General features: G+C 44.9%; 24 protein-coding genes. 11 read left to right on the top strand and 13 right to left on the bottom strand.

Annotated elements, in window-relative coordinates; genetic code table 11:
* Positions 1–87: 87 nt before the first annotated feature.
* The 8 genes from NB463_RS01165 to NB463_RS01130 form a co-directional block, all read right to left on the bottom strand.
* Entirely contained in the window at positions 88–1,161 is a 1,074-nt protein-coding gene (locus NB463_RS01165; RefSeq protein ID WP_258431117.1) for a hypothetical protein, read from the bottom strand.
* The gene (locus tag NB463_RS01160; protein ID WP_258431116.1) at positions 1,158–2,270 is read right to left on the bottom strand and encodes an ATP-grasp domain-containing protein; all 1,113 of its coding nucleotides are present in this window, start codon (positions 2,268–2,270) and stop codon (positions 1,158–1,160) included. Before NB463_RS01160 ends, NB463_RS01165 begins: the two co-directional genes overlap by 4 nt.
* Entirely contained in the window at positions 2,258–3,526 is a 1,269-nt protein-coding gene (locus NB463_RS01155) for a F390 synthetase-related protein (protein ID WP_258431115.1), read from the bottom strand. Before NB463_RS01155 ends, NB463_RS01160 begins: the two co-directional genes overlap by 13 nt.
* Positions 3,514–4,377 carry an MBL fold metallo-hydrolase gene (locus NB463_RS01150; RefSeq protein WP_182032696.1) on the bottom strand — a complete coding sequence of 288 codons (864 nt, stop codon included), beginning with the start codon at positions 4,375–4,377 and terminating at the stop codon, positions 3,514–3,516. Before NB463_RS01150 ends, NB463_RS01155 begins: the two co-directional genes overlap by 13 nt.
* Complete coding sequence (locus NB463_RS01145) at positions 4,346–5,332, bottom strand: NAD-dependent epimerase/dehydratase family protein (protein ID WP_258431113.1); 987 nt, start codon at positions 5,330–5,332, stop codon at positions 4,346–4,348. Before NB463_RS01145 ends, NB463_RS01150 begins: the two co-directional genes overlap by 32 nt.
* Complete coding sequence (locus NB463_RS01140; RefSeq protein ID WP_258431112.1) at positions 5,329–6,318, bottom strand: ketoacyl-ACP synthase III; 990 nt, start codon at positions 6,316–6,318, stop codon at positions 5,329–5,331. Before NB463_RS01140 ends, NB463_RS01145 begins: the two co-directional genes overlap by 4 nt.
* 194 nt (positions 6,319–6,512) lie before the next feature.
* Entirely contained in the window at positions 6,513–6,962 is a 450-nt protein-coding gene (locus NB463_RS01135) for a YaiI/YqxD family protein (RefSeq protein ID WP_012841495.1), read from the bottom strand.
* Positions 6,959–7,252 (bottom strand): hypothetical protein, encoded by a 294-nt coding sequence (locus NB463_RS01130; protein ID WP_258431111.1) that lies wholly within the window; start codon positions 7,250–7,252, stop codon positions 6,959–6,961. Before NB463_RS01130 ends, NB463_RS01135 begins: the two co-directional genes overlap by 4 nt.
* A 935-nt stretch (positions 7,253–8,187) precedes the next feature.
* On the opposite strand from NB463_RS01130, the gene NB463_RS01125 reads away from it, so the two are divergent.
* The gene (locus NB463_RS01125) at positions 8,188–8,673 is read left to right on the top strand and encodes a GNAT family N-acetyltransferase (RefSeq protein ID WP_080936742.1); all 486 of its coding nucleotides are present in this window, start codon (positions 8,188–8,190) and stop codon (positions 8,671–8,673) included.
* On the opposite strand, the gene NB463_RS01120 is transcribed toward NB463_RS01125, so the two are convergent.
* Positions 8,633–8,932 (bottom strand): DUF3301 domain-containing protein, encoded by a 300-nt coding sequence (locus NB463_RS01120; RefSeq protein WP_012841498.1) that lies wholly within the window; start codon positions 8,930–8,932, stop codon positions 8,633–8,635. The two genes, NB463_RS01125 and NB463_RS01120, sit on opposite strands and share 41 nt — an antisense overlap.
* 13 nt (positions 8,933–8,945) lie before the next feature.
* Positions 8,946–9,983 carry a DUF3549 family protein gene (locus NB463_RS01115; RefSeq protein WP_161445149.1) on the bottom strand — a complete coding sequence of 346 codons (1,038 nt, stop codon included), beginning with the start codon at positions 9,981–9,983 and terminating at the stop codon, positions 8,946–8,948.
* Positions 9,984–10,059: 76 nt separating this feature from the next.
* Between NB463_RS01115 and NB463_RS01110 the strand changes: the two genes are divergently transcribed.
* Together NB463_RS01110 and truC are read left to right on the top strand one after the other, a co-directional pair.
* Positions 10,060–10,374 (top strand): YqcC family protein, encoded by a 315-nt coding sequence (locus tag NB463_RS01110; protein ID WP_258431110.1) that lies wholly within the window; start codon positions 10,060–10,062, stop codon positions 10,372–10,374.
* A gap of 4 nt (positions 10,375–10,378) precedes the next feature.
* On the top strand, positions 10,379–11,149 hold the full coding sequence (gene truC / locus NB463_RS01105) for a tRNA pseudouridine(65) synthase TruC (protein WP_258431109.1): 771 nt from the start codon (positions 10,379–10,381) through the stop codon (positions 11,147–11,149).
* 91 nt (positions 11,150–11,240) lie between these two features.
* On the opposite strand, the gene NB463_RS01100 is transcribed toward truC, so the two are convergent.
* The 3 genes from NB463_RS01100 to map all read right to left on the bottom strand — a co-directional run bounded on the left by NB463_RS01100 (position 11,241) and on the right by map (position 15,378).
* Complete coding sequence (locus NB463_RS01100) at positions 11,241–11,624, bottom strand: DUF3461 family protein (RefSeq protein ID WP_005380322.1); 384 nt, start codon at positions 11,622–11,624, stop codon at positions 11,241–11,243.
* A gap of 142 nt (positions 11,625–11,766) precedes the next feature.
* Positions 11,767–14,391, bottom strand: coding sequence for a bifunctional uridylyltransferase/uridylyl-removing protein GlnD (glnD, locus tag NB463_RS01095; RefSeq protein ID WP_104974891.1), 2,625 nt, complete (start codon positions 14,389–14,391; stop codon positions 11,767–11,769).
* A gap of 108 nt (positions 14,392–14,499) precedes the next feature.
* Positions 14,500–15,378, bottom strand: coding sequence for a type I methionyl aminopeptidase (map, locus tag NB463_RS01090; RefSeq protein WP_005380326.1), 879 nt, complete (start codon positions 15,376–15,378; stop codon positions 14,500–14,502).
* A gap of 384 nt (positions 15,379–15,762) precedes the next feature.
* Between map and rpsB the strand changes: the two genes are divergently transcribed.
* The 8 genes from rpsB (at position 15,763) to rseP (ending at position 23,320) form a co-directional block, all read left to right on the top strand.
* Positions 15,763–16,491, top strand: coding sequence for a 30S ribosomal protein S2 (rpsB, locus tag NB463_RS01085; protein WP_012841501.1), 729 nt, complete (start codon positions 15,763–15,765; stop codon positions 16,489–16,491).
* Positions 16,492–16,623: 132 nt separating this feature from the next.
* Complete coding sequence (gene tsf, locus NB463_RS01080) at positions 16,624–17,469, top strand: translation elongation factor Ts (protein WP_012841502.1); 846 nt, start codon at positions 16,624–16,626, stop codon at positions 17,467–17,469.
* A 147-nt stretch (positions 17,470–17,616) separates the two neighbouring features.
* Positions 17,617–18,342 carry a UMP kinase gene (gene pyrH / locus NB463_RS01075; RefSeq protein WP_005380329.1) on the top strand — a complete coding sequence of 242 codons (726 nt, stop codon included), beginning with the start codon at positions 17,617–17,619 and terminating at the stop codon, positions 18,340–18,342.
* 99 nt (positions 18,343–18,441) lie between these two features.
* Complete coding sequence (gene frr / locus NB463_RS01070) at positions 18,442–18,999, top strand: ribosome recycling factor (RefSeq protein ID WP_005380330.1); 558 nt, start codon at positions 18,442–18,444, stop codon at positions 18,997–18,999.
* Between the two features lie 96 nt (positions 19,000–19,095).
* Complete coding sequence (locus NB463_RS01065) at positions 19,096–19,851, top strand: isoprenyl transferase (protein WP_006741661.1); 756 nt, start codon at positions 19,096–19,098, stop codon at positions 19,849–19,851.
* Positions 19,852–19,863: 12 nt separating this feature from the next.
* On the top strand, positions 19,864–20,706 hold the full coding sequence (locus NB463_RS01060; protein WP_257888778.1) for a phosphatidate cytidylyltransferase: 843 nt from the start codon (positions 19,864–19,866) through the stop codon (positions 20,704–20,706).
* Positions 20,707–20,756: 50 nt separating this feature from the next.
* Complete coding sequence (gene ispC / locus NB463_RS01055; RefSeq protein WP_258431108.1) at positions 20,757–21,962, top strand: 1-deoxy-D-xylulose-5-phosphate reductoisomerase; 1,206 nt, start codon at positions 20,757–20,759, stop codon at positions 21,960–21,962.
* The gene (gene rseP / locus NB463_RS01050; RefSeq protein WP_258431107.1) at positions 21,962–23,320 is read left to right on the top strand and encodes a sigma E protease regulator RseP; all 1,359 of its coding nucleotides are present in this window, start codon (positions 21,962–21,964) and stop codon (positions 23,318–23,320) included. The genes ispC and rseP overlap by 1 nt, the downstream gene beginning before the upstream one ends.
* Positions 23,321–23,325: the final 5 nt, after the last annotated feature.

Here is a 23,325-nt window from a genome sequence, read left to right as displayed (position 1 = left end):
CTCCATTACAAAAGCCTGCGAACGTCGCAGGCTTTTTTATCGATCCAGATTGTGTGCAAGCAGGTTTGCTTGGTTATCGATGTCGTTTTATAGCTGAAAACGCATCAACAAAGGGCGATAAAAGTGCTGAGTGAGCCAGCACAAGCTTTTCCAAATTACGCGTTTGTACCAAGGTAAGTGCGCAATATAAACATAGCTAAATTCAATTTCTGGCTGGGCTTTTCGGTTGCGTTTAAAAGCTGGAGCCCCTGAGCTCATATTAAAGCGACGCTGGCATATCATTGCATGGCGGATGGTATAAGCAGATATTCTTCTATACAGCGCAAAACTCTGCGGCTTATTGGTATCGTAGCCAAAAATTGGGCAAGTCATGTCGTTATCAATTTCTACTATGCCTAACGTAGCCAGCATCTCTCCTTGATAAAATAGTCCCACTAAATGCACTAAGTTATTCTGGCTAGCCTGTTTTAAATATTGGGTTGAAAACTGGATGTTATTCCGGCTGTATTTATCAAGGTAAAGCATGTCATATAACGCTTTGGCACGCTGAAACTCTTCATCAGTAGCCAGTGGCTTAAACTGCCAATCTTTATCATTAAACAGCTTGAAGTCTTTCGTTAAATCTCGGTTGAAGCTGAATGCTTGCCAATCCTCAAGTAAATACACTTGTCGCGTTACCAAACTTTGCCATTGTTGCTGCTTCAATCGCTGAATTAAGTGTGAATGCTGACGCTGGTTAATGGAGCGAAGCACCAAGGGAAAGGTGGGGTATTGATCGAGTGCCACGCGACGCAGTTCATCAAGGTTTAAGGATTCCCATTGTTCGCTATACATATTGGTGGACAAGCACTGATTGTTGAGCGTTTGGACTTGATCCAATCCAGCCAATGATAAGATTGGTTTAGTCATATTAATAAGTAGCTTACATACCCATCGAACAGCCACATTTTTGACTTTGTGAAGCTCTTCTTCGGCGTAGCCACTAAGCAGTGTCATAGGGGACACGGCATAACAGTTGTTTGGTATTTTTGGTGTTACGGAGTAGGGAATGGCAACATCATTGATATAGTAGCAACCAAAGCTTGCTGTGCATTCATTAATAGGATTCGATTGCATAAGAGTGATAAAGGTTTTATGCCATTCTTGAGAGGAAAGTGTCATGATGGCAACGCTTCTCCATTCCACTCAATATCAACGGTAGAAGCGGCGCTCCATTTTGCCTTGTTCTGCCTAGCTAACCGGAGTAATTCAAACACACTCCGGATTTGGCTCCCTACCGGCAAGTTATGCTGTTGCATTACATTCACTCCAGACCACCAATCTTGCCAAGTTCGAGCCTTAAATAGGGATAATCCACCTTCAGCGATGAGTGTTATTGGCCCTAAATGATGTAATCGCTGCTTGGAATGACTGGTAAACTCCATATAAGGAAGCAGTTGATTGCATCGAGACGAGAGTAGGTGCAAACCACTGGTGGCTCTTGGGTTACATTCAATCACGTAGAGTTCATCTTGTGATTTGATGAAGTCAAACGACACTTGCCCATGATAAGTATGACGTTTACCAAAAGCGGCGATAAATGTATCTAGTCGATCGCATGAGATCGGCTGAAAAGCACTGGCGGCCGATCCGTTTACACAGTATTTCGGCACATAAGCTTGGTGTGCTTTAAGGTCACCATGTTCAAAAATCGCATAGTTACACACCGGAGTCCCATGGATTTTTTGTTGCTGAACCCAAGGATAAAGTGGCGATATCGTGACGGCAGAAATAGACTGAGTCGTCACATCTCTTATGACTTGCCCACCAAACCGAGAGTAAACCGGCTTGAGAACGGTTCTCTTATTAATTTCAATCTCACTTTTATCAGCGACCAAACGGGTTTTTGGAAGTGTAATTTCTGGCAAGCCTTTAAGTTGTTCAAAGACGGTCAACTTGTTGTGTAGGGCATTGAGCAGCGCCACATCGGGAAGAAAAAAATCTACTTCTGGACATTGTTTGGCAACATGAGCCAAGTAATACACTTCTTCACAAGTGGGTATCACCATATCAATACGCATCTGAGTAATGATTTTTAGGATCTGCTGTTGATAGGTGGGAAACGCAAATCGAGGTGAAGCGGTGGGGATATAAGACTCGATGCCTCGCAAAAATGACCCCAAAGGCCTTTTTAGTGAATCGGTGAGAATTACTTCATGCCCATGATGCATACACATGGTTGCCCACTCTAGTGCAACTGGTGCTCGGGCTCCGGTGATTAAGACCCGCATATGTTCACCACACGTCGTTGTTTATTCATTGGCGTCCAAATAGGCGCAGGGCGGTAACTAAATCTGACAGGATCAAGCCGCAATTGGTCAAACAACTTTATCAAGGCTTGATGTATAACCCGATGGTGGTGAACATCCGCTTCAATTTGAATGGTTTGTGACCTTGTTTGGGTGATTCGGTAATCCACGCGACCTTGGGCTGATAGTGTTATAGCGCGGTAGATGAGATCTGGTAACACCGTCACTGGGACGTGGTTTGCGTTTAGTGTGAGGCGATCACCACATCGTCCGGCAATTGCGCCAAGAGGTTCAAATACGCCATTATCCTGTTTATTCTCAATAATATCGTCGAGCTGATAACGAATAATTGGCTGAGTTTTACGACGAAAATCGGTAATGATTGGGCTGTAATGAGTGCGTTCGGTATTCAGCCAATGTTTTTCGATGTAAACAACATCCTGATTCCAGCGCATTTGTCCTTGCTGATCAGTACATGCAAGAAAACCTTCGGTACATTGATAGACTTCATGGAGTTCGCTGTCGAACCGTTGAGAAATATAGTGACGGTCACTCTCGGTTAGAACCTCTGCCCCAGAAATGATCCGCTGTGGTTGAATTGCGGGTTGACCAAATTGACCGCTGAACTGGGCGCAGAGCTGAAGAGCTTGCGCACTACCAACCAAAAGCGTGGGTTGGAACTCATCCAGCTCTTTTATCCATTCTTGGTAAGGTTTGGTTAAATCGGCATAAAAGAATGTGACAGGCCCTTTCGCGACGGATTTATACAGTGGGCTGTTGGCTCGCAAGGCTAGTGCAATTCGGTGCTTTTGCCATAGGTTGGGCAAAAGGCGAGCCAATATATTGCCGGCCCACAGTTGTGTTTCCTGCTTGTCAGCAAGAAACAGCCCGCGCATGCCTGATGTGCCCGAAGAGAGCCCAACCGTAACATCGCCAACTTTCGAAGCGGCAAAGTTGCGTGATTGCTCTGCTTTGAGTGCCTGCTGCATTAACTGTTCAGCATCTAAGCCCTTCGTATTTAACTCTGAGAGGTTCTTCATCATAGTTTGCTTATTCATGATAGGGAAATCACTGAGTGGTGCACCTTGAAAAGAGCGGTAATACGGTGAATGACGGCATACCCAATCCAAGTGTTGCGTTAAGTGTTGTTGCTGCCATGTTTCGACTTGTTCCCTTGAGCCGAAGGGGCGGTAGCGGGTTCGCCAGAATTCTGAGATAAGCGTTCTCACTTCATCCATCCTTCTTTGATTAGCTGCTGGATAGTTTCCTGACAATGTGAAGGTACGAAGCGAACAACGTGGTGGGTTTGTTGGTAGCAACTTCTCAACTCGGAGAGGGTGTTTTTATAGGCTTTTGTATCATCGCAAAGCATGTTCGCCAGCCAATGCTGATCGATATTTTCACTCAAGCTCTCGATTAACCAGCATGCATCGGCGAGTAAGAACAGCCAACTTTGGTCTCTTTTAACCAGCAAGCCCACTTGGCCAGCGGCATGGCCTGGCAAGCTAACCATATAAATAAGTCCATCGTCGAACATGTCTTTACAGAGCAAGTTAACCCCTTGGCACTGAGGAAGAATTTGGCTGATTGGCACAGAAAAATCACCATGAATGATGAAGTTAGATTCTATTTGTGGAGGAAGCAGAGCTTTTAGGTAGCCTTTTCTTACGCCTCCAATTCGACCACTTTTAGTAATCGCATCTACCCCTTTTTGTTGGCAATGCAATTGAGAGTGAGAAAACTCAGACACGGCGGCAATGTGATCAGCGTGAAAGTGGGAGAGCACTAAATGCTCAATATCATGAGGTTTGAGATTTTCTTTTGCTAACTGCGCAACAATCCCATGTTCTTGTTGATAGCGGCAAGGTGTTGTCCAAGCATAAAAACGTTCAGGGAAGGGACGAGTCGCGCTAAAAAAGTGCTCGTGATATCCCGTATCAAACAGGATGTTGCCTTGTGTCGGGTGCTGAATTAACGCAACGGCTGCAGGAAATGCTCTAGGCTTTATACCAGAGCCTGGTTTGACAACAAAGCCTGGGTGTACGCAGTGTCCAGCCTCAAAGATTTTTATTTTTAGACCAGTTTGCATACTGCTGTATTCCTTCTTGAATTGAAAAAAGCGGTTGGTAATTCAGGTTTTTTATCGCCTTGCTGATATCCAGAGTTTGATGATAGTTAAACAATCCTGCGCTGTATGAAGTGAGCCTTGGCTCTGGCTGATGTGGTAAGCGCCTTCGTATTTGCTCACTGAGCTTTAATAATGGTGATACCACACCGTATGGTAATGATTGTAACGTTACTTTTAGGTTCAACCCCACACATAAAGCTTGTAGAACAGTCTCAATTGGCATTGGTTCGTTGTTGGAAATATTGAAGACATCACCATGCTGAAGCCGGTCTGCCTGAGTGCAAGCGAGCATCGCCGCATGGGCAACGTTGTCGACATAAGTTAGATCAACCACTGGGTTTCTACCCGATGGCAGAAGCAGAGTGTTGTTTTTTATCGCCTTAAGCACTCTTGGGATAATCGCGCGATCGTTGGGACCAAAAATGCCACGCGGTCTTAAAATGATCACTTTGCTTTGGCCTTTTATGGCTTCAAGTTCAGATAGGTATTTGGTGTGTGCGTAATCATTACACCAGTGTGAAGCAATGGCGTCGGTTTCTCGAATATTCCAACGGTCTTGATGGTCAAAGTAGACGCTGGTGGAGGAAATATGGATAAAACGCGAGATTTGATGCGTATTAGCCGCATTGACGAGGTTTTTGGTGGCATCTACATTGGCTTGATAAAACGCCTGCCACTTTCCCCATGGGCTTGAGAGAGCGGCACAATGGATGATTGCATCCATACCTTGGCATACCGCATGAACTGCTGAGTGGTCTCTTAAATCGACTATATGTGGGATAACATCGAATTGCTCGGCGAGTTGTTTAGCGATGACTGTGTTTCGTGCTGTAAAATGCAGTTCATGCTGCTGGTGAAACATTCTTAGAATTGCGCTACCCAACATCCCACTGCCGCCAGTGACTAATATCTTCATAGTTTTAGCACTCCCATACCTAGTGACAACCCTGCGGCGGTGCCAGCTAATAACACATGTTTTCCTGCTGTTTCTGGCTGATTACGCAGCCAGTGTAAGTTAATTGGGAGTGAGGCGGCGACTTGGTTTCCCAAAGTCGAAAAGTGATTAACTGTTTTCTCGGTTGGTAACCCGGTGAGTGATGGAAGTTTTTTTAATCCGTGCGCACTGGCTTGATGCGGAAGAAAATAATCAATATCGCTGAGTGTTACCGGAGAGGCGTCAAAGCCTTTTTTTAGAAACGCCGGTAAGGTTTTACGCACATGTTTAAAGAGTGCTTTGCCCTCCATCTCAAACTGGCAGCTTTTTAAATAAGCTTGATGCTCTGAGGTGTGAGGGTTGACATGACTACCTCCGCCCTTAATTTGACAAAATGAATACCCGGTATGATGCGTTTCAAAGTGACTGGTGAGTAATCCATCACCGTTTTGTTCTTCGAGCAAAAACGCGGCGGCACCGTCGGCGAATAAGGTTGCAACTTCTGGTTTGAGCGTAAAATTTCGATTCAGTGTGATGCCAGTGGCGAGCTCACTGGTAACAATGAGAATCCGACGGTATCGTTTTGCGAAGAATAGACTCTGAGCAAGATCAAGCGCAGAAAGAAATGATAAACAGGTGCTGTTCAAATCAAAACTTTCTAGCCATGTTGGAGCGTCTAACGCGGCGAGAACCGCTGAAGCGTCGTAGGGCAGAGACTGGTGGTGAGTGCCGCTGGCGTAGATAAGGAGATCAATGGAGCCCAAGGTATATATGTTTCCTAAACACTGCTCTATCGCCTGCACCGCCATGTAAATAGCGGTCTCTTTTGTATTGGCTACATGACGATATTCAACGTCGAATTTATTTCGGCAGGTCCCTGGCGCCAATTTTAGGAAGCGATCCATCTCTCGATCTGACCATTGATTCGTTGGCAGGTAGCTTCCACTAGAAACGATGTTAAAGCCCATTATTCTCTATACATTTATTAAAAACGTCGTTCAAAATAAACCACGTTGCATATTGAAGCTATGGCGAGCGAGATGAAAAATAAACAGAACAAAACAAATGGGAGTAAGAGCACGCTTTGGGTGCAATGCTGAAAATGAATTTTCAGGAATGAGCCAGGCTTTGATTTGCTGGCTCAATATGAATAGAGTGAGGATTACTTCCTAAATTTAGCCAAAATACGATCTAAATGGTTCGCAAATTCGCGGCGATCGGTTTGGGAAAGCGCAGCGGGACCACCAGTCTGAATTCCGCTTGAACGCATGGTTTCCATGAAGTCGCGGATATTTAGACGTGCTTTGATGGTGTCTTTCGTATAAAGCTCGCCACGTGAACTGAGGGCTTGAGCACCTTTAGAGATGACCTCATCTGCAAGCGGAATGTCTGATGTGATCACCAAATCGTTGGCCTCCACACGCTTAACGATTTCGTTGTCAGCGATGTCAAATCCAGCTGGAACTTGCAGCGAGTGGATGTTGTCTCTTTTGGGCACCGGGACAACGTGGTTGGCGACAAACGTACATTCAATCCCCGTGCGTTCGGCGGCACGCACAATGGTTTCGCGGATGACTTTCGGACACGCGTCTGCATCTACCCATAACTTCATGATGACTTCCCACTTAGCTTGGCTTCTAGCTCTTCAATGCGAGCGACTAGTTTTTTCACCGTGCTTTCTAGCGCTGCAAGACGATCATTATCGGTATGCGCTTGCGCTGCGACTTCAACCTTGGGAACACGCTGAGCACTTTTCCAACTTTTTATTGCGGTGATTAATGCAGGCATTGGGACGGGCGTTTTCAAGCGTGCTTTCACTAACGCTACGGTTGGCTCTTTTCCTTGTTGTTGCAGTTGTTCCATTACCGCTTCTAATTGTTTAGTAACGTCTTGAGTTAACATTTTTAATCCTTAACAACGATATATCTATCATCATACGTTGAGTCCCCTAATTTGGCGAATAGCAATTTGGAATGTGTGGTGTGAGAGATCTCTTACATGGGTTGTGAGAGAAAACGATTTCGTGAGCGGAAAAATAGAAATTACAAACATCAAGTTATTGATAAATAATGATTTAACAACTATTTAACCAATGTGGAGTATAAATATTTATCTAGTATAGATTGTCAATTTTTAGGAAAGGCGTAAATTGAGAGTTGTCAGCAGGAAGCAGACATGGAACAGGAAAGCACCAAGGATTTGGTTATCGTCAGGAAGACGATTTGGTTGGTCAGGATGATTAATCAAGCATGGAGCGTAGGACATTGTATGGACACTATCATCAATAGGATGTTGATGACTAAGGATAGACAATGGACCCCTCTAGGATAGAGGTTATGGACAGCGTCAGGAAGATGCAAGGGACACCGCTCAAGGAACAAGTGATGTGTGCTAACGGGGAATGTTAGCTATCAGGATGATAAGGACACCGCTAGGACGGCGACGTAAGGAATAAGCTGACGGAATCAGCCACTATTATGGATGATGCATGGAGCACTTTTAGTAGCCGGACTGCTGCGAGTAAGACCATGACCCCGATACTTATGTGTCGGGGTCTTTCTTATATAAAAAAGATACTTAGTCGTTCTCGTTGAATTAAGCACCTAGAGGTGGCTTGGGTATATCAATATCACAAAATTTATAAATTCCTAATAACACTTAATAAAAAACAATCCAGATCAATATCCTTTCCAATCAGTTGGTTTAACTTTCGGCTTCTCTACAAGGTGTTATGCCCCGCAGTTATTGAGCATATTCAAGCTCATCGAGTTTGCGATCTGCGGATAAATAAAGTTTGTTGTAATCAAGGAACAGATGTGGCCATAGTAACCAGAAGAATGCTTCTTCTACCCTACAATGAGTCGTTGCAACTAGAGTTCGTCATGCTGAATTGCTGTGCGAAAAACCGTGCTGAAATGAACGGTCCGTATACTGTCGCGTCTGCCAAACAGATGTTTGAGAAAATACTGGATGATGAAAATATTTATAGTATGGCGGTGCTAGAAAGCACCAGTCGTGACTATATGGGGCACGTGTTCATTTCCCATCTCGATTCCGAGCCTGAGTTAGGGTTTATTTTTGATAAATCTTATTGGGGTAAAGGGTTAGCGACAGAAGCTCTAAAAGCGTTTTTCCCAAAGGCGTGCCGTGAGCTGGGGCTACATAAGGTGAAAGCTAATGTGAATAGCAACCATCAAGCTTCTATGGCGGTGCTGAAAAAACTGGGATTTGTTGAAACAAAAGAAAGTAAGGATCTATATGGTCCTTACTTTGAAATGGAATTTACAAGCGATGCGGTGGTAGGTGAAAGTTCTGCGGCCTGAAACCGACCATAGTTAGCTCCCCTTGGTAGCAATCGTCACCAAGCGATGAAAACTCAAATTGATACACCGTATGCCAACGCCAGACTCCGTCTGGCGTTTTTAGTTTGTGGGCACCAAAGGCGATGCTGATTAATTGGAGATCCAATTGCTCACATTTACGCGTGATTGCCACTTTTGCGAGTTCGGCTTGACGACGTTGTTGCCAAAACAGATAACAGAAAAAGCATAGCCCTAAAATTGCTAAAAGATCACCAATCATCCCTGAACCTTTATTATCCCTTTGTTGCTTGTTGTAAGCTGACTAGCGCGTTTGCTAGTTCTTCAGATGGATTTGAATGTAGCAAGGGCAATAGCACCATTCTTAACTCTGGTAGCATCACTAAATCGGCAAATAACTGATTAAATAGGGCTTGATTACCGGTTTGAGCTAAACGCAGCAAAAACTGTTCTGCTACCTTTTCATTGGCTAGTAAGTGCCAAGCTCGGCCAGCCACGCCAATCAGTACTTCCTGATGGCTTAAACGAGGGCTTTGTAATATCGCTTCTAACACTGGAGAGGCAATGGCTGTTGGTGCGCCAGCCAAAGCTCGGATAAGCGCTGAAAGTAGGAAGAGATCCGGTTCGCTACTTGCGATTTCTTGTTGTGCTTTGTCGGCGATACGCTCAGCTAAACGCTCTTGTAACTCTACATGCTCAAGCGCACCCAATAGAGCATAAAGTGGTTCATTCGGTAGGTGGTTCAACGCTTTGCGTATCATTACCCCGTTTTGCTCTTTGTCCAAACGAGCGGCCATGTCGGTGATCCCTTGCAGACCTACGGTTTGCCAATTATCCCAGCCTAAACCACCTGAAAAGTAATGCTGAGTGTGCTCGTAATATTGGCTGGTAGGAAGATCGAGGTTCGCGCGGACCTGGCTATGGAACACGGCCATTTTGTCTTCGGAAGGTTTGAACGTATATGGGTTATTAGACAGCTTTTGCTGTTGCTCTTCAGTGATATCATCATTGAGGCGTGTTCCCATGGCTTCCACTACGTATTTAATGAAATTGCCGATATCCGCTTGCTTTAACAAGCCGCGCTCGTCCAATTCAAACTTTAGAAACCAAATCCAAGGTTGCTTTTGTTCATTCCAATAAGCGATGGCAAGGTGTGCTTTACGCTGCATTGGGAATGGGTACGGTGCTTGACCTTTTTCTACATCGGCAAACTCTTTCTTAGCGATGGTTTTGATACGACGACCAAGATCGAAGATTTGATAATCACAGTGGCTGTTGTTCAACAGTTGAGTGAGGGTTTGAATGTTTTCCATTAAATACGACGTCCTAACGTTCTTTTCACAAGAAATGGTATCATTCTCGGCTAATTCAAGGTTCGAGATAGAATTAATGGTAACAAATACTCAATTGGTCGACTTACTTCACCAACTTGAAACGCAGCTTAAAGAACATAAGTTGTGGCAACACACTAGGCCTTCAGAGCAAGCCTTACAAAGCGTGGAGCCATTTGCGATTGATACACTGCATCCTCATGAGTGGTTGCAGTGGATCTTTATAGACAGAATGCACGCGCTAGTGGAAAGCAACCAACCATTGCCAAGAGGGTTTTCTCTCGAGCCCTATTTTTCAGAAGCGTGGAAGCAGGTACCGCAGTTCGCAGAGCTGCTTGTTACAATCCGAACCATTGACGAACTGTGTAAGTAAACGAATGCTAGAACAAGAAATAGCGCGATCTTCAGAACCAGTGGAACTGGAGATCGTTTATCAGGATGAATATTTTGTTGCGGTCAACAAGCCTGCCGGCATGTTAGTGCATCGCAGTTGGTTAGATAAACACGAAACTCAATTTGTCATGCAAACTTTGCGCGACCAAATTGGTCAGCATGTTTTCCCACTGCATCGTCTGGATCGTCCAACATCGGGTGTGCTCGTGTTTGCTTTGTCGAGTGAAGTCGCGTCACAAGTCATGCCAATGTTTGCTGAACATAAAATGGAAAAAACATACCACGCGATAGTACGCGGTTGGATTGAGGAAGAGGGCGTCTTGGATTACGCGCTCAAAGTCGAGTTAGACAAGATTGCGGATAAGTTCGCTTCACAAGAAAAAGAAGCGCAAGAAGCGGTGACGGAATATAAACCGTTGGCTAAAGTGGAAGTTCCCTATTCGACGGGTAAATTTCCTACAACGCGTTATTGCTTAGTTGAGATGAAACCTAAAACGGGGCGTAAGCACCAACTTCGTCGTCATATGGCGCATCTACGCCATCCTATTGTGGGTGATACAACGCACGGAGACGGCAAGCACAACAAGCTTTATCGCACAGAGTTTGATGCTCACCGCTTGCTACTGCATGCTTCAGAGTTACGGTTCGTCCATCCATTTACCGATCAAGAGATTGTCATGACGGCCAATATTGATGAGACTTGGCAGCAATTGTTTACTCGATTTGAGTGGGATGAATCGATGATCAACCGATAATCGGCGCAGTTAGATCTAGATAATGATTGAGTACAAATAAAAAGGGTTAGCATCAATGCTAACCCTTTTTTAATATTTAAGACTTAACGTTTTACTTTAGTTTTTCGAGATCTGCTTCGATCTCTGCGATCTTGCTCGAAACAACTTTTTCTAAATGACGAAGGTCTGAGAGAATTTTCTCTTTGACATCAACCTCAGGTTGTTTCGTTGGCTTAGTGATTTTATTCAGTTCATCAATGACCAATGTGAGGTTACGGTTGATTTCCGTTACTTCTTTATATTTGTGACTGCCACTGTCCACAAGAACATTTTTGATTTGGCGCGGGTATTTGAATTTAACGCTTTTGGCGAACAGCTCGCCTTTTTGCTTGTGGAAATAGATCTTGAGCACGTCTTTGTGTGCTTCTTGGCGTAGGGAATAACGTTCAATCTGCTTAGGGTCGTGAATACCCAAACCAGTGAGGTGGGGATACATAGGCTACCTCTATTACATCGAATTGATATTGATATAACTGTAGCAGCCTATGTATGAGCTAGATAGCTGATATTTAGCCAAAATGCTTAACTTGTGGGCAAGATCGCTCTCGCCCTGAACCGAAAAGATTGGCAGGTTTGATCTAAGCAGCGACCTCATCAGATAACTTTTCGATCAATCTCTCTCTTAGCTCATCTTGCTGTTCTTCACTTAATCTTCCCCCTGCATCACTGGTTAAAATAAACAAGTCTTCTGCTCGCTCACCAATGGTGGTGATTTTTGCACCATGAAGGTTGATATTTAAATCAGCAAACGTACGGCCTACTTTGGCCAACAGCCCTGGTGTGTCTAGCGCGACAAACTCCATTAAAGTGTGTTTTTTACCTTTGGTTGGTAAGAAGTCGACTTTGGTTTTCACATTAAAGTGCTGAAGTTTGTTCGGAGTACGGCGCGTTTTAATCTTGGTTGGTCGGCCAGCCTCCAGTACATGGGTGAGGTGTTTAATCACCGCGGCGTGACGAGACTCATCAATCGCTTCGCCATGTTGATCGAGCACCATAAAGGTATCAATCACGTGCCCATCTTTGCTGGTCATGATTTGCGCGTCGTGTACATTAAAATTACGCCTATCTAACTCCGCCACGACCGTCGCAAATAAAGCTGGCTGGTCTTTCGTATATACAAACACCTCAGTGCCGCCACGAGTGGCTTTTTTACTGATCAACACCAAAGGCTTAGTCGGATCTTCCATGCGAAGTAAGTGTTCGCAGTGCCACGCGATTTGCGTATGAGTATGACGAAGGAAATAGTCAGCTTTAAAGCGCTGCCACAATACTTCAATTTCGCGCGCGGCAAAGCCCTCTTTACGTAGCATTGCGGAGGCCATTTGTTGATTGTGGCGAATTCGCTCACGCACATCGACAGGATTCTCTAACCCTCTACGTAAAGCACGTTGTGTGGAGTAATACAGCTCTGCCAGTAAGGTTCGTTTCCAAGCATTCCAAAGTTCTGGGTTAGTTGCACAAATATCTGCAACTGTCAGGCACACAAGATAATCGAGAGATTCTTCGTCTCTGACTTTTTTGGCAAATTCGGTAATCACATCGGGATCATAAATGTCTCGGCGCTGTGCTGTGACGGACATTAATAGATGATGCCTTACCAACCAAGCGACAAGTTTGGCCTCGGGCTTTGATAAGCCATGCTCAATACAGAAGTCGTAAGCCTCACCTTCGCCTATAACAGAGTGATCGCCGCCACGTCCTTTACCGATATCGTGGAAAATAGCGGCAATAATCAACAGTTCTTTCTTTTGCATCCGAGGGTAGACGTCACAGCAAATAGGGTGCTTCGCATGATTGTCTGGGTCACTAAAGGTGTTGATGTGTTTCAGTAAGCGAATACTGTGTTCATCAACGGTGTAGGCGTGGAATAAGTCAAACTGCATTTGACCAACAATTTGACTCCATTGTGGTAAATAGGCCGCCATAACCCCTAATCGGTGCATTAGGCTGAATGCTTTATGCAGAGCATTAGGGTGACGACATAACGCCATGAATTTTTCACGCGCAGCAGGAATGGTGTGCAAAAATTTGTTGAGTCGACGGCGCGCGGTGCGCAGCTGACGTAGTGTTGGTGGGCTCACCCCTTCAATGGTTGAGTCGTTCGCGATATGTAAGAACATATCCAGAATAGTTTCTGGGCGAGCTTGAAACAATGCGGGTTTCCGCGCTTCAATCAAAGAGCCACGACGTTGGAAGTCGGCATCGAGAATCTCGGCACTTTCTGTCGCACCACCATTAATGATCGCTTGATCAAAAAGTTTGAGTAGCATTTTATTGAGCTCTGCCACACGACGAAGTGTGCGATAGAACTCTTTCATCATCATTTCTACGCCTCGGTTGCCTTCACCGACGTAGCCTAGATTTTCCGCAACTTGTGCTTGATGGGCAAAGGTCAAGCGGTTGTCATAGCGGCGAAGCTCCATGTGCAGAGCGAAACGCACTCGCCAAAGGAAGTCCTGACATTCAACCAATTCTCGGTATTCTGCGTCAGTTAAAAATCCGTATCGGCTCATTTCCAGCAATGATGTGGCACCAAAGTGACGTCGGGCGACCCAGCTTAATGTATGAATATCGCGCAGCCCGCCAGGGGTCGACTTAATGTCTGGTTCTAAGTTGTAGGTCGTATCATGGTAACGCGCATGGCGTTCTCTCTGCTCTTGAATTTTCGCGCGGTAAAACGTTTCACTTGGCCAAAAGGAGTCTGATAATACGACTTTCTTCAGTGCCTGAAAGGTATCCTCGCTGCCACACAGTAGACGCGCTTCTTGGAGGTTTGTCGCGACCGTTAGATCGGCTTTACCAATTTCAGCACATTCAGTAACGGTGCGAACAGCGTGTCCGACCTCGAGTTTTAAATCCCACAACAGCGTAATGAATTCGCTGATTTTTGCTTCTAACGCGGTCGGCAGTTTATTGTTCGACAGAATCAAAATATCGATATCGGAGAGCGGATGTAGCTCGCCACGCCCATAGCCACCCACGGCAACTAGGGAAATGTTGTAAATATCTTTGAAGCCAAAATGTTGCCACAAACGATTCAGAAGCAGATCCATGTATTCTGCCCTGGCTAAAACCAAGCTCGTTACCGGATGATGATTGAGAAACTCTTGGTTTTGATCGGAGCTAAATTTCTCTAACTCTTGTTTGAGCTCTCCGATATTGATTTGTTCATCGGAAAAGGTAAGAGGGGACTGAAGTGTCATATTTGCCATCCGTGCAAGCTAATCTAGTTACAATCTAACAAATTTGTGGCAGATAAAAAATATCCCCGCCGAAGCAGGGATATAGTAAACAACGAGTGGTCGTCAGCTTTACGCGTTTTTCATTAGGCGAGGAATTGTATCGTCGCTACGAAGCGTCAGTACTTCACAACCTTCTTTTGTTACAACAATGGTATGTTCCCATTGCGCAGAGTTCTTGCCGTCGCCTGTGTAAACGGTCCAATCGTCTTGAGCGTCAACAGAGCAACCAAATTTACCTGCGTTAATCATCGGCTCAATAGTAAAGCACATGCCTTCTTTTAGTACGCGGCGGTCTTTGTTCTTGTAATGAACCACTTGTGGTTCTTCATGGAACTCATCGCCGATACCGTGGCCACAGAAGTCTTTCACAATAGAAAACTTGTTGCGAGGGTTGTTTTTGTTGTTCTCTTTGATGTATTTCTCGATAGCCGTACCGATGTCACCAACCGTTGAACCTGGCTTTACGGTACGCATACCAACATACAGTGCTTCTTGAGCAACCATGCATAGACGTTTGTTTGCAGGTGAAACATCACCGACTAGGAACATCTTAGAAGTGTCACCATGGTAACCTTGAGGACGCACGCTCAGATCCGCATTTTCGTCATTTGGAACGATTACGGTAATATCAACGTTTAAGATGTCGCCATCTTTTAGTACCGCTGGCTTCATTTGACCGTTGCTACCGATTTCGTCTTTTTCTGCTGGAATACCGTGGCATACGATATGGTTGATTGAAGTACAAATCGACTTAGGGAAACCATGGTAATCAAGCGGAGCAGAGTATGCGCCTTTTTCTAGAGCGTACTCATGACAGATTTTGTTCAACTCTTCTGTCGTCACACCAACTTTGATGTGTGGTTCGATCATTTCTAGAATCTCTGCGGCCAGCTTGCCCGCAATGCGCATGCGTTCTATTTCTTCAGCAGTTTTAATCTTGATTGACATTGGCTTTCTCTACTTATTCCTAAGCACGTAAACGTGCGAATGGCCGCATTCTATCAGACATCGGGGCGTTAACCCAAGTTAGATAGGAATATGCATCATTCTTAATTCGATCGTATGTTTAAAGTTTTGCTTATAAATAGGAGAAAGTGGCACGGTGAAGAAATAATTTTTACTAGCCACAGTGAGCTAAAATATGGTATAAAGCGCGCCGGAATAGAGGACTGTTCTCTTCGTTTAGCAAAGCTAAGCGGCGAAGCAAGCTTCATCCGAATAACCTTTTATCTTTAAATCACACACATTCCGTCACATATTCCGGGGTGCTGAGCAGAAGCTTGGTCGGAGTTATGGGGAATGTGGAGGCCTAACCCCATAGAGGAATTTAAAATGGCAACTGTATCAATGCGCGATATGCTAAAAGCTGGTGTTCACTTCGGTCACCAGACTCGTTACTGGAACCCAAAAATGAAGCCATTCATCTTTGGCGCTCGTAACAAAGTTCATATCATCAACCTAGAAAAAACTGTACCAATGTTCAACGACGCTCTAGCTGAACTAGCTAAAGTTGGCGAGAAGAAAGGTAAAGTTCTATTCGTAGGTACTAAGCGCGCTGCATCTGAAGCTGTTAAAGAAGCTGCAATCGCAAGCAACCAGTTTTACGTAAACAACCGCTGGTTAGGCGGTATGCTTACAAACTACAAAACAGTTCGTCAGTCTATCAAGCGTCTAAAAGATCTAGAGACTCAATCTCAAGACGGTACTTTTGACAAACTAACTAAGAAAGAAGCTCTAATGCGTACTCGCGAAATGGAGAAGCTAGAGAAATCTCTTGGTGGTATCAAAGACATGGGCGGCCTACCAGACGCTCTATTCGTAATCGACGCTGATCACGAACACATTGCAATTAAAGAAGCTAACAACCTAGGTATTCCAGTATACGCTGTGGTAGATACTAACTCTAACCCAGACGGCGTTGACTACGTAATCCCAGGTAACGACGACGCGATCCGCGCTGTACAGCTATACCTGAACGCTGCTGCTTCAGCAGTATCTGAAGGTCGTAACAAAGACGTAGCTGCAGTTGCTGAAAAAGACGGTTTCGTAGAAGCTGAATAATAGCGGCTCTGTGTCACACTTGGTCTATGTGAAACCTTTGTGTAGCATAAACTAAGTTATAGTTAGCAATGGGGGCCGACAATGTTAGGCCCCTGTTTTTTACCTTATTTCGAATCAAACGAGGAATACAGAATGGCAACTGTAACTGCTGCTCTAGTTAAAGAACTTCGCGAGCGTACTGGCGCTGGCATGATGGAATGTAAGAAAGCGCTTGTAGAAGCAAACGCTGACATCGAACTAGCAATTGAAAACATGCGTAAATCTGGCGCAGCGAAAGCAGCTAAGAAAGCTGGTAACGTTGCAGCTGAAGGCGCAATCATCATCAAAGAAGAAAACGGCGTTGCTGTTCTTCTTGAAGTTAACTGCCAAACTGACTTCGTTGCTAAAGACGGTAACTTCACTGCATTCGCAGAAGAAGTTGCAGCTGCAGCTCTAGCTTCAAAAGCGACTGTTGAAGAGCTACAAGCACAATTCGAAGACGCACGTGTAGCTCTTGTAGCTAAAATCGGTGAAAACATCACTATCCGTCGCGTAGAATACGTTCAAGGCACTGCAATTGCTTCTTACCGTCACGGTGAGAAAATCGGTGTTGTTGTTGCTGGTGAAGGCGACGCAGAAACTCTTAAGCACGTTGCAATGCACGTTGCTGCTTCTAAGCCTGAGTTCGTTAACCCAGAAGACGTACCAGCTGACGTAGTAGAAAAAGAGAAAGCGGTTCAAGTTGAAATCGCAATGAACGAAGGCAAGCCTGCTGAAATCGCTGAGAAGATGGTTGTTGGCCGCATGAAGAAATTCACTGGCGAGATCTCTCTAACAGGTCAAGCTTTCATCATGGAACCTAAGAAAACTGTAGGTGAAATGCTGAAAGAAAAAGGCGCTTCAGTTTCTACATTCGTTCGCCTAGAAGTAGGTGAAGGTATCGAGAAGAAAGAAGAAATGAGCTTCGCTGAAGAAGTTGCTGCAGCTCAAAAAGGTTAATCCTTAGAGACTGTATAAAGATTAGACCGTAGCCTTGGCTGCGGTCTTTTTATGAGCAGTGAACGATTAGCCGTGATGAATAGCCATAACTGAATTTGTGTCTATTCATGACTGTTAATCAACAACTCTCTTTGGAAGGTAAACTCCATGACTACGAACCCTAAACCAGCGTATCAACGTATTCTATTAAAACTGAGTGGTGAAGCTCTTCAAGGTGAAGACGGTTTTGGTATTGATCCTGCGGTCCTTGATCGCATGGCACAAGAAGTGAAAGAACTGGTTGAACTGGGTGTTCAGGTTGGTGTAGTTATCGGTGGCGGTAACTTGTTCCGTGGTGCAGGCCTTGCTGAAGCTGGTATGAACCGCGTAGTTGGTGACCACATGGGTATGCTTGCTACAGTAATGAATGGCCTAGCGATGCGCGATGCTCTTCACCGCGCATACGTGAATGCGCGCGTTATGTCTGCCATACCTCTAAAAGGCGTATGTGACGACTATAATTGGGCTGATGCGATCCGTGAGCTTCGCCAAGGCCGTGTTGTCATCTTCTCTGCTGGTACGGGTAACCCGTTCTTTACAACGGATTCTGCTGCTTGCCTACGTGGTATTGAAATCGAAGCGGATGTTGTACTAAAAGCGACGAAAGTTGATGGTGTATTTACTGCTGACCCTGTAGCAAACCCAGACGCAGAGCTGTATGATAAGCTATCTTACGCAGAAGTTCTGGATAAAGAGCTGAAAGTGATGGACTTGGCGGCGTTTACGCTAGCTCGTGACCACAAAATGCCAATCCGCGTATTTAACATGAACAAGCCAGGCGCACTACGTCGCGTGGTTATGGGCGAAGCAGAAGGCACGCTCATCAACGAATAAGCTTGTCCCAAGGTGCCACCCAAAGCGTTAGGGTGGCGTTTGCTTTGCTCAACCGTTTTAGGCTTTCTTCAGGAAAGATGACATTTTTAAGGTGAAACTGTGATTAACGAAATCAAAAAAGACGCGCAAGAGCGCATGGATAAAAGCGTTGAAGCGCTTAAGAACAACCTTTCTAAAATTCGTACAGGTCGTGCACACCCAAGCCTACTATCTGGTATTTCTGTAGAATACTACGGTGCAGCAACACCTCTAAACCAAGTAGCAAACGTTATTGCTGAAGATGCACGTACACTTGCAATCACGGTTTTCGATAAAGAGCTGACGCCGAAAGTAGAAAAAGCGATCATGACGTCTGACCTTGGTCTAAACCCTATGTCAGCTGGCACTATCATCCGCGTTCCACTTCCACCGCTAACGGAAGAACGTCGTAAAGACCTAGTTAAGATCGTTCGTGGTGAAGCTGAAGGTGGTCGTGTTGCTGTTCGTAACATCCGTCGTGACGCAAACAACGATCTAAAAGCGCTTCTAAAAGATAAAGAAATCTCTGAAGATGAAGATCGTAAAGCACAAGACGAAATTCAAAAACTAACTGACGTTGCAGTTAAGAAGATCGATGAAGTTCTTGCTGCAAAAGAAAAAGAGTTGATGGAAGTTTAATACTCCCACACACATCACTGTTGGAAAACGCTGTGCTCACAGCTCAGCGTTTTTTTATGTTAGTCTATCCAACTGATGGAACTCAATTAACTCCCTATGCAAAATTCTCAAGCCTTCTCTGATTCCCTTCCTAAGCATATTGCCATCATTATGGACGGTAATGGCCGTTGGGCTAAGTCCAAAGGAAAACCTCGCGTATTTGGTCACAAAAAAGGCGTTAATGCCGTTCGTAAGACCGTGGCTGCTGCTTCAAAGCTTGGCATTAAAGCCATGACGCTATTTGCTTTTAGTAGTGAAAACTGGCGTCGTCCGGAGGAAGAAGTGGGTCTTTTGATGGAACTGTTTATCACGGTCCTGTCTAGTGAAGTAAAAAAACTACACAAAAATAATTTACGGTTGCGCGTGATCGGTGATACCAGTCGATTTAGTGAGCGTCTACAAAAGAAGATTGTAGAAGCTGAAAATCTAACGGCAGGTAACACGGGGATGGTGATAAACATTGCAGCCAATTATGGCGGTAAGTGGGACATCACAGAAGCGGCCAAAACGTTAGCGTTAAAAGCACGTAACGGTGAGATTCGTGTAGAGGATATCAATGAGCAGCTAATCACTGAGCATTTGACCATGGCAGACTTACCTGAAGTGGATCTTTTGATTCGTACCAGTGGAGAGTGTCGCATCAGCAACTTTATGTTGTGGCAAATGGCTTATGCAGAAATGTACTTTACACCCGAGTATTGGCCGGAATTCGACGAAGACAGCTTAGTTGAAGCTGTAACTTGGTTTATCAATCGAGAGCGTCGTTTTGGCTGTACAGGGGAACAAATAAAGGCATTGATGGCAGCTCAATAAGGACTAGTTAGTTTGAAACAGAGAATAATAACAGCACTAATTTTAGCTCCCCTGGTTATTTTAGGCATTTTTAAATTACCCCTAATGGGCTTTATTGCCGCTTTAACTGCAATTACCCTATTAGGTTTTTGGGAGTGGACTCAATTTACAGGAAGCAACTCTCGCTTTGCTGCCCTCGTTCCGGCAGTCATTGTTACCGGACTTAGTTTTCTATATATTTCGCCTGACGCACATAGCCTCAACCATTTAGCAACGCCTCATTATGTTGTGCTGGGCCTTGGTTTTGTTTGGTGGATTATTGCTAGCTTAATGGCGATTACTTATCCCAAAACGACGAAATCTTGGCAAAATAATTTTGTTTTACGCCATGTGTTTGGTTTTCTGACATTAATTCCATTCCTTTGGAGTGTAGTTATTCTTAGAGCTCATGACATTACGGTAGATCCATACCACGGAGCAAAGCTCGTGTTATACGTTTGTTTCTTGGTATGGGCTGCAGATAGCGGTGCTTACTTTGCAGGCAAAAGCTTAGGCAAACGTAAAATGGCGCCACATGTCAGTCCGAATAAAACCATTGAAGGGCTTATTGGCGGCATTATCACGGCATTGATCGTGGCGTGGGCATTTTCTGATTGGTTTGATATTCAGTTCTCCAGTCCTGTCCATATGGTGTTGATTACGTTGGTTACTGTTGTTATATCAGTGCTCGGCGATCTGGTGGAAAGTATGTTCAAGCGTGTCTCAGGCATTAAAGACAGCAGCAACATTATCCCAGGACATGGCGGTGTGCTCGATCGTATTGACAGCCTAACCGCAGCATTCCCAGTTTTTGCTCTTCTTTACTACGTATTCTAATTTATCAGGAGCGGCATTGTCGCTCCTGAGCTTTCTAACGGTCTTACAACATGCAAAAGTTAACGATTCTTGGTGCTACTGGATCCATTGGTGCAAGCACGCTTAAAGTGGTCGAACAAAACCCAGAGCTGTTTTCTGTCGTTGCCTTAGCGGCAAGCACCAACGTTGAAAAGATGATCGGGCTATGTCGTCAGTGGCAACCTAAATACGCGGTAATGGCGGACAAAGCCGCAGCAATTCAACTCCAATCTGAGTTACATTTGGTTTCGCCAAACACCGAAGTATTAGGTGGTGTGGATGCTCTATGCCATATTTCTTCATTGGACGAAGTTGACAGTGTGATGGCTGCTATTGTCGGAGCGGCTGGTCTACTGCCTACCATGGCTGCTGTGAAAGCTGGTAAGCGAGTATTGTTGGCAAATAAAGAAGCGCTGGTAATGTCAGGACAGTTATTTATTGATGCCGTAGAAGAGTTTGGTGCGGAGCTACTTCCCGTCGATAGTGAACACAATGCTATTTTCCAGTGCTTACCACAGCAAGTACAAACCAATTTAGGTCGTTGTAGTTTACAAGAACATGGCATTTCTCATATTTTGCTGACTGGTTCTGGTGGTCCTTTCCGTTACACTGACATCGCAGAACTGGAAAAGGTGACTCCTGAACAGGCGATCGCCCATCCAAACTGGTCGATGGGACCAAAGATTTCCGTTGACTCAGCCACGATGATGAACAAAGGCTTAGAGTATATCGAAGCTAAATGGTTGTTTAATGCGGCTCGCGAGCAGCTAAAGGTTATTATTCATCCGCAGTCTGTTATTCATTCAATGGTTCAATACCGCGATGGTTCGGTTTTGGCACAAATGGGTGAGCCGGATATGGCGACCCCTATTGCACTGACTATGTCATACCCATCAAGAGTTGAAGCTGGGGTTAAGCCACTAGACTTCACGCAAATTGGCGAATTGACGTTTTTGCAGCCTGACTTTGCTCGTTACCCATGTTTAAAACTAGCAATTGATGCTTGTTATGAAGGTCAACATGCAACAACGGCACTGAATGCAGCGAATGAAGTCGTTGTTGATGCATTTTTAAATAACAGCCTAGGTTTTACGGATATCGCTCGCATCAATGAGTCTGTGTTGAATAAAATCAATGCAAGCTGCAAAGCTGAGAATGCGAATAGCTTGGAAAGCTTGTTAGAGCTAGATAGAATGGCACGAACTATTGCCCTAGAAACCATACGCGAGCGTAGCTGATGACTGGTATATTGTGGAATCTCATTTCTTTTATCGTCGCACTGGGCATTCTTGTCGCTGTGCACGAGTTTGGGCACTTTTGGGTTGCTCGCCGTTGCGGCGTGAAAGTTGAAAAGTTTTCAATCGGTTTCGGCAAGTCTATCTGGAGTAAGGTAGGCAAAGACGGAACGGAGTACAGCATCTCAATGATCCCTCTCGGCGGCTATGTAAAAATGGTTGATAGCCGTGTTGATGAGGTGCCAGAACATGAGAAGCATTTAGCGTTTGATAAGAAGCCGCTATGGAAGCGAACGTCTATTGTTGCGGCAGGCCCTATCTTTAATTTCCTTTTCGCAATTTTCGCCTATTGGCTCGTATTTCTTATTGGTATCCCAGCAGTTAAGCCAGTAATTGGTGAAGTTACGCCCAATTCGATCGTCGCAGAAGCCGGAATTGAATCAGGAATGGAACTTAAATCGATATCTGGTATCAAAACTCCGGATTGGGAATCGGTAAATATGGGATTGATTTCTCATATTGGCGATGATTTGATGACGGTAACACTAACGTCAGCGAATGAAGTTGGTTCAGAAGTAACGAAAACGCTCGATTTACGTGAGTGGAAGTTCGACCCAGAAACTCAGTCAGCGATGCAGTCGTTAGGTTTTGCTCCGTATACACCGGAGGTGTATCGCGTTATCGAGCAGGTCTCGCAAGGTGGAGCGGCGGAAAAAGCCGGTGTGCTTCCAGGTGATGAGGTTGTCGCAATTGGTCAACAACGCGTGACCGAATGGAAGCAAGTGGTTGAAGCGGTTCGTTCTAATCCTGATACACCGATTGAATTAACGGTATTGCGTCAGGGCTATGAGCAAACATTAACGCTGACGCCTGGTGGCCGTGAGCTAGCTAACAAAGAAGTCGTTGGTTTTGCAGGTATTGCACCTAAAGTCGCAGAATGGCCAGAAAGTTATCGCTTCGACCTTCAGTTTGGTGTATTCGAGTCAGTAGGTAAGGCGGTAGACAAAACCGGCCAAGTCATTGGCTTGACAATCAGCATGCTTAAGAAACTGATTGTTGGTGACGTTGGTCTGAATAATCTGAGTGGTCCAATATCAATAGCCAAAGGCGCAGGTGCGACGGCTGATTATGGCTTGGTCTACTTTTTAGGTTTTCTCGCTCTAATTAGTGTTAACCTAGGTATTATTAATCTCGTTCCTTTACCAATGTTGGATGGCGGTCATTTGTTATTTTTTGCAATTGAAGCAGTCATTCGACGTCCCGTTCCTGAGAGAGTGCAGGAAATGGGCTTTAGAATTGGTGGTGCGATCATCTTCTCGCTCATGGCGTTAGCGCTATTTAATGATTTTACTCGTCTGTGATAGTT

This window comes from Vibrio sp. RM-41-2B (assembly GCF_024744415.1).
Taxonomy (GTDB): Bacteria; Pseudomonadota; Gammaproteobacteria; order Enterobacterales; family Vibrionaceae; genus Vibrio; species Vibrio diabolicus.
The sequence above is the reverse complement of the archived record's forward strand: the minus strand, read 5'-3'. Positions and strand labels throughout refer to the sequence as shown.

What these genes read in the sequence shown, in the direction of transcription:
- NB463_RS01165 (WP_258431117.1), bottom strand. Translation starts at nt 1,161, where the DNA reads ATGACACTTTCCTCTCAAGAATGGCATAAAACCTTTATCACTCTTATG.
- NB463_RS01160 (WP_258431116.1), bottom strand. Translation starts at nt 2,270, where the DNA reads ATGCGGGTCTTAATCACCGGAGCCCGAGCACCAGTTGCACTAGAGTGG.
- NB463_RS01155 (WP_258431115.1), bottom strand. Translation starts at nt 3,526, where the DNA reads ATGGATGAAGTGAGAACGCTTATCTCAGAATTCTGGCGAACCCGCTAC.
- NB463_RS01150 (WP_182032696.1), bottom strand. Translation starts at nt 4,377, where the DNA reads ATGCAAACTGGTCTAAAAATAAAAATCTTTGAGGCTGGACACTGCGTA.
- NB463_RS01145 (WP_258431113.1), bottom strand. Translation starts at nt 5,332, where the DNA reads ATGAAGATATTAGTCACTGGCGGCAGTGGGATGTTGGGTAGCGCAATT.
- NB463_RS01140 (WP_258431112.1), bottom strand. Translation starts at nt 6,318, where the DNA reads ATGGGCTTTAACATCGTTTCTAGTGGAAGCTACCTGCCAACGAATCAA.
- NB463_RS01135 (WP_012841495.1), bottom strand. Translation starts at nt 6,962, where the DNA reads ATGAAGTTATGGGTAGATGCAGACGCGTGTCCGAAAGTCATCCGCGAA.
- NB463_RS01130 (WP_258431111.1), bottom strand. Translation starts at nt 7,252, where the DNA reads ATGTTAACTCAAGACGTTACTAAACAATTAGAAGCGGTAATGGAACAA.
- NB463_RS01125 (WP_080936742.1), top strand. Translation starts at nt 8,188, where the DNA reads ATGCTTCTTCTACCCTACAATGAGTCGTTGCAACTAGAGTTCGTCATG.
- NB463_RS01120 (WP_012841498.1), bottom strand. Translation starts at nt 8,932, where the DNA reads ATGATTGGTGATCTTTTAGCAATTTTAGGGCTATGCTTTTTCTGTTAT.
- NB463_RS01115 (WP_161445149.1), bottom strand. Translation starts at nt 9,983, where the DNA reads ATGGAAAACATTCAAACCCTCACTCAACTGTTGAACAACAGCCACTGT.
- NB463_RS01110 (WP_258431110.1), top strand. Translation starts at nt 10,060, where the DNA reads ATGGTAACAAATACTCAATTGGTCGACTTACTTCACCAACTTGAAACG.
- truC (WP_258431109.1), top strand. Translation starts at nt 10,379, where the DNA reads ATGCTAGAACAAGAAATAGCGCGATCTTCAGAACCAGTGGAACTGGAG.
- NB463_RS01100 (WP_005380322.1), bottom strand. Translation starts at nt 11,624, where the DNA reads ATGTATCCCCACCTCACTGGTTTGGGTATTCACGACCCTAAGCAGATT.
- glnD (WP_104974891.1), bottom strand. Translation starts at nt 14,391, where the DNA reads ATGACACTTCAGTCCCCTCTTACCTTTTCCGATGAACAAATCAATATC.
- map (WP_005380326.1), bottom strand. Translation starts at nt 15,378, where the DNA reads ATGTCAATCAAGATTAAAACTGCTGAAGAAATAGAACGCATGCGCATT.
- rpsB (WP_012841501.1), top strand. Translation starts at nt 15,763, where the DNA reads ATGGCAACTGTATCAATGCGCGATATGCTAAAAGCTGGTGTTCACTTC.
- tsf (WP_012841502.1), top strand. Translation starts at nt 16,624, where the DNA reads ATGGCAACTGTAACTGCTGCTCTAGTTAAAGAACTTCGCGAGCGTACT.
- pyrH (WP_005380329.1), top strand. Translation starts at nt 17,617, where the DNA reads ATGACTACGAACCCTAAACCAGCGTATCAACGTATTCTATTAAAACTG.
- NB463_RS01065 (WP_006741661.1), top strand. Translation starts at nt 19,096, where the DNA reads ATGCAAAATTCTCAAGCCTTCTCTGATTCCCTTCCTAAGCATATTGCC.
- ispC (WP_258431108.1), top strand. Translation starts at nt 20,757, where the DNA reads ATGCAAAAGTTAACGATTCTTGGTGCTACTGGATCCATTGGTGCAAGC.
- rseP (WP_258431107.1), top strand. Translation starts at nt 21,962, where the DNA reads ATGACTGGTATATTGTGGAATCTCATTTCTTTTATCGTCGCACTGGGC.